Origin of the sequence: Allobosea sp., from assembly GCF_048595345.1 — a bacterium.
Lineage (GTDB): Bacteria > Pseudomonadota > Alphaproteobacteria > Rhizobiales > Beijerinckiaceae > Allobosea.
In genome coordinates, this window is record NZ_JBMDWH010000208.1 from 1 (window position 1) to 1,502 (window position 1,502).

The following is a 1,502-nucleotide window of genomic DNA, read 5'->3' on the forward strand; positions in this document are numbered from 1 at the left end:
CAGCTCGACATGGAATCGAACGGCAAGTCGGTGACGATGGATTCCACGCCCGTCGAAGGCCAGACCGGCCCGGTCGTGTGGGGCGAACCCGGCACGAACGGCCAGCATGCCTTCTACCAGCTGATCCACCAGGGCACGGCCGTCATTCCGGCCGAATTCATGATCGCGGCCAACGGCCACGAGAAGAGCCTGCGCCACCAGCACCAGCTGTTGATCGCCAATTGCCTTGCGCAGTCCGAGGCGCTGATGAAGGGCCGCAGCTTCGCCGAGGCAAAGGCGCAGCTCACCGCCAAGGGCATGGACGAGGCGAAGGCCGACCGGATCGCGCCGCACCGCGTCTTCTCCGGCAACCGCCCGTCAATCACCATGGTTCACGACAGCCTGACGCCATTCGCGCTCGGCCGGCTCATCGCGCTCTACGAGCACCGCGTGTTCGTCGAAGGCGCGCTCTTCAACATCAACTCCTTCGACCAGTGGGGCGTGGAGCTTGGCAAGGAACTGGCGACCGGCCTGCTTCCGGTCGTCGAGGGCAAGGAGAGCGCGGCCGGGCACGATTCCTCGACGGCGGGTCTCGTCGCGGCACTGCTGAAGGCGGCCAGGTAATAGACCTGGCGAAAGCGCTCAGCGCAGGCTGAGACGGCGTGCCGCGAACGCATAGCGCGGCACGCGGGTCAGGTTTCCGAAGAATTCGCGGGCGCAGGCGCGCCAGCTATAGGCCATGGCGCGGCCACGGGCGACGTCCTTCGGGATATCGAGCGCGGCAAGCGCCGCCGCCCGCAGATCTTCCGAGAGCACGCCGCCCTCGCCCAGCACGTCGCGCGGGGCGGTGACCGGGAAGGCGGCGACGGGAACGCCGCTTGCCAGGGCTTCCAGCATCACATTGCCGAAGGTGTCCGTGCGGCTCGGAAAGACGAAGGCGTCGGCGGAGGCATAGATCGACGCCAGGTCCTCGCCCACCTTGCGGCCGAGGAAATGCACGTCGGGATAACGCTGGCGCAGCATGGCAAGGTCCGGCCCGTCGCCGACGACGACCTTGCTGCCCGGCAGGTCGAGCGCGAGGAAGGCCGGCAGGTTCTTTTCCACCGCGACGCGCCCGACATTGAGGAAGATCGGCCGCGGCAGGCCGAGATCGCGGCGCTTCGCCGGATCGAACAGTTTCGTATCCACCCCGCGCGACCAGCGCTTGATGCGCACGAAGCCGCGCGCCGCCATTTCCGCGCCGAGCGACTTGGTGGCCACCATCATGCCTTCGCCGGAATTGTGAAAGCGCCGCAGCCACCAGTAACTCAGGCTTTCCGGTATGGGCAGGCGCGCGCTGATGAATTCGGGAAAACGCGTGTGATAGGCCGTGGTGAAGGGCAGCCGGCGCTTGAGGCAGGCGCGCCGCGCCGCCATGCCGAGCGGACCCTCCGTGGAGATGTGGATATAGTCAGGCGCGATGGCTTCGATCTCGGCCAGCACCTTGCGGCTCGATGCGATGGCGAGGCGGATTTCCGGATAGG

General features: G+C 67.2%; 2 protein-coding genes. One reads left to right on the forward strand and one right to left on the reverse strand.

Annotation, left to right across the window (positions count from 1 at the left end):
• Positions 1-603, forward strand: a 603-nt coding sequence (locus ACOJTB_RS17825) for a glucose-6-phosphate isomerase (protein WP_465248412.1), incomplete at its 5' end; no start/stop codon positions are given.
• 18 nt (positions 604-621) lie between these two features.
• Here ACOJTB_RS17825 and ACOJTB_RS17830 read toward each other — a convergent pair.
• Positions 622-1,502, reverse strand: an 881-nt coding sequence (locus tag ACOJTB_RS17830; protein ID WP_420103868.1) for a glycosyltransferase family 4 protein, incomplete at its 5' end; no start/stop codon positions are given.